The following is a 2,790-nucleotide window of genomic DNA, read 5'->3' as shown; positions in this document are numbered from 1 at the left end:
GGCCGACAGATAGAGGAAGTGGACAGGTACCGGGTTGACCACGTTGATCGGCGTGTTCTCGCCGGTCTTGATCGCCGCTTCGAAATGCTGGCGGTCCCAGCCGGGCGTGTCGCGCAGGATCCAAGTGACGAGGTCGCGCACATTCTGGACGCGCACGCAGCCCGACGAGTCGAAGCGCATTAGCTTGCCGAACAGGCTCTGCTGCGGCGTGTCGTGCATATAGACGCCGTCCGGGCTCGGGAAGTTGATCTTGACCGAGGCCATCGCATTGTTGTTGCCCGGATCCTGGCGGAAGCGGTATTTCGCGGCATCGTCGGTCGACCAGTCGATGGTCATCGGATCGACCTCGCTGCCGTCCGGCGCGAACAGGCGGATGTGGCTGTCCTTGAGGTAGTTGGGATCCTTCCGCATCAGCGGAATGATGTCCTTGCGCACGATCGAGACCGGCGCGTTCCAGTACGGATTGACGATGATCTCGTTGATCTTGGAGTTCACGATCGGCGTCTGGCGATCGATCTTGCCGACGATCGCGGTATGGCGAAGCACGACGCGGTCGTTCTCGACCGCCTCGACCTGGGCCGCCGGAATGTCGACCAGCACATAGCGGCTGCCGAGCGTGCCGGCCTTTTCCTTCAGTCGCTGCAGGTTGGTCTGCAACTGGCCGAGGCGGATCTGCGCCGGGACGTTCATTGCCGTATAGGTGTATTTGCCCATGGCGCCGTCGGCCGGCAGGCCATGGCGGAGTTGGAAGCGCTTGACCGCGGAATCGACATAGGAATCGAAGGCCGTCGAGATGCCGGCGCTCTGCGGCAGGTCGCCCGAGACCATCAGGCGCTTGCGCAGCGGCACGACATCCGGGTCGTCGACGCCGAGCTGCAGCTTCTTGGTCGCCGGAACCTGTTCCCAGCCGCCTTGGGCGACGATGTTCTGGTACTGCGCCACCGCCTGCTCGGTGAAGGCCACCGTCTGCTGGCTGAAGATCGGCAGCGTCGAGGCGACCTTGTTGGTGTCGTTGCCGCGGGCGTCGAACTGGTCGTCCCAATTGCCGCGCGTCGAGGATTTCAGGATATCCCCGATCACGTCCTGGGCGCTGGCCTGGCCGGCGACCACGGCCGCGGCGAGCGCGGAGGCTCCGGTAAGAAAGAAACGGCGGCTGGTTCTCATGGCAGACATTCTTGTTTGATCGCTCTCGCTCAATCGCTTGCCGGGCGGCTTTGTCCGCACTCTAGGGTTGGCAAACTTAACAATTCGCCAACCATGACCCCGCTTCGCCGGCCGCCAGAAACGCGCTGCCGCCACGCAGGTTCCAAGGAGCGCAGGGCATAGGCCCGCAGCTTGACCCGTCATCCGCATTCCACCGCGATTATGGCGGCAACGTGACCTTGGCCCGCGATTTGCATGAGGGGGCGAGGTGAAAGAAATGGGGGCGATGCTTTTTTGCATCGCAGCGACACGAGCGCGCCCTTGTAAAGTCTGCGCCCCTCCCCGTCAGGCACAGAGCTTCAACGCGCGCAGCGATGGTCAAATTACCGTGGATGCCGCCTTTGCAAAAAGAAAGGACCGGCGCGTTCGGCACCGGCCCCATGTTCTTTCCCCTAGGCCGCGCTTCTTCGGCGCGGCTTCGATGTTCTTCGAACGCCTACATCCGGTAAGCGATCGTATCGTTCCAGAAGCGGTCGAGCCGCTGCAGGGCGCGGTTCATCTGCTTGAACTCGTCGGTGTTGATGCCGCCGACCGCTTCGATCGAGCCGACATGGCGCTCGTAGAGGCCCGCGACGACGTCGGCCACCTCGTTGCCCTTCGGCGTCAGCGAGACGCGGACCGAGCGGCGGTCGATGCGTGAGCGCTGGTGGTTGATGAAGCCGAGGTCGACCAGCTTCTTCAGATTGTAGGAGACGTTCGAGCCGAGATAGTAACCGCGCGAACGCAGCTCGCCGGCGGTCAGCTCCGAATTGCCGATGTTGAAGAGCAGCAGCGCCTGGATGGCATTGATGTCGGAACGGCCGTTGCGGTCGAACTCGTCCTTGATCACGTCAAGCAGACGGCGGTGCAGACGCTCCACCAGCTGCAGCGATTCCATGTACAGCGAACGGATAGCCTCGCGGCGATCGTCGGATACGTTTGCGGTCTTCGCCGCCGGACGCGAATTGATCATTGTCTTTGCCTCTCGTTTGTCGCCTTGGTGATTTTTTGTTTTTCACCTTGATCGCGACACTATCGAATACTCATAAAATTCGACTTAAACGCCAGGGCTAACAAGAGCTTACCGGTAAGAGGTTTCGGAAGACGCTTAACGATCGGTCACCCGAGCAAGAACAATTAACCTAAAGATTTAGCCAACGGATTTAGGGACAAAACGGGCCGCGAAATCGGCCCGGAAAACCAGCCCTCGGCCTACTGCCGGAGCTGGCGCTTCTGCAGCCAGATGACCACGCGGAAGACGATATAAAGCAGCGCCACGCTGGCGTGCGAGATCACGATCAGCAGGCGGTGGCCAAAGAGATCGGGGAAGCCGGCATACATCACCGTCTCGGTCACCGCGCAGATGAACCAGATCACCGGCCCCCAGGAGGCCAGCATCCAAAGCCCCGCCGCGGCGAAGGGGAAAAAGACGGCAAGCGTCGCCGCCGCCACCTGCCAGTGCACCGGCATCAGGTCGAAGCGCCACAATTCGCCCGGATAGATGCCGATCAGGCGGATCCAGTAGAGGATGCCGAACAAGAGGCAGTAGCCGGCGATCACACGCTGGAACCAGGCGAAGATGACCTCGGTGGTCGAGGGCTGCAGCAC

3 protein-coding genes are annotated in these 2,790 nt (G+C 61.8%); all 3 read right to left on the bottom strand.

What is annotated here, in order from left to right:
- The coding region (locus tag EOA27_RS30645) for a L,D-transpeptidase family protein (RefSeq protein ID WP_127258005.1) at positions 1-1,164 on the bottom strand (1,164 nt) is incomplete at its 3' end.
- 475 nt (positions 1,165-1,639) lie between these two features.
- Positions 1,640-2,155: a MarR family winged helix-turn-helix transcriptional regulator gene (locus EOA27_RS30640; RefSeq protein ID WP_040983294.1), complete on the bottom strand. Its 516-nt coding sequence runs from the start codon at positions 2,153-2,155 to the stop codon at positions 1,640-1,642.
- A 239-nt stretch (positions 2,156-2,394) separates the two neighbouring features.
- Positions 2,395-2,790: DUF6163 family protein (locus EOA27_RS30635; RefSeq protein ID WP_245491204.1), on the bottom strand; the 396-nt coding region annotated here is incomplete at its 5' end.

The sequence above is a fragment of the Mesorhizobium sp. M2A.F.Ca.ET.037.01.1.1 genome (assembly GCF_003998075.1).
In the GTDB taxonomy this organism is placed as follows: domain Bacteria; phylum Pseudomonadota; class Alphaproteobacteria; order Rhizobiales; family Rhizobiaceae; genus Mesorhizobium.
The sequence above is the reverse complement of the archived record's forward strand: the minus strand, read 5'-3'. Positions and strand labels throughout refer to the sequence as shown.

Excerpts from the sequence above, each read along its gene's own strand:
- EOA27_RS30640 (WP_040983294.1), bottom strand. The coding sequence starts at position 2,155 with ATGATCAATTCGCGTCCGGCGGCGAAGACCGCAAACGTATCCGACGAT.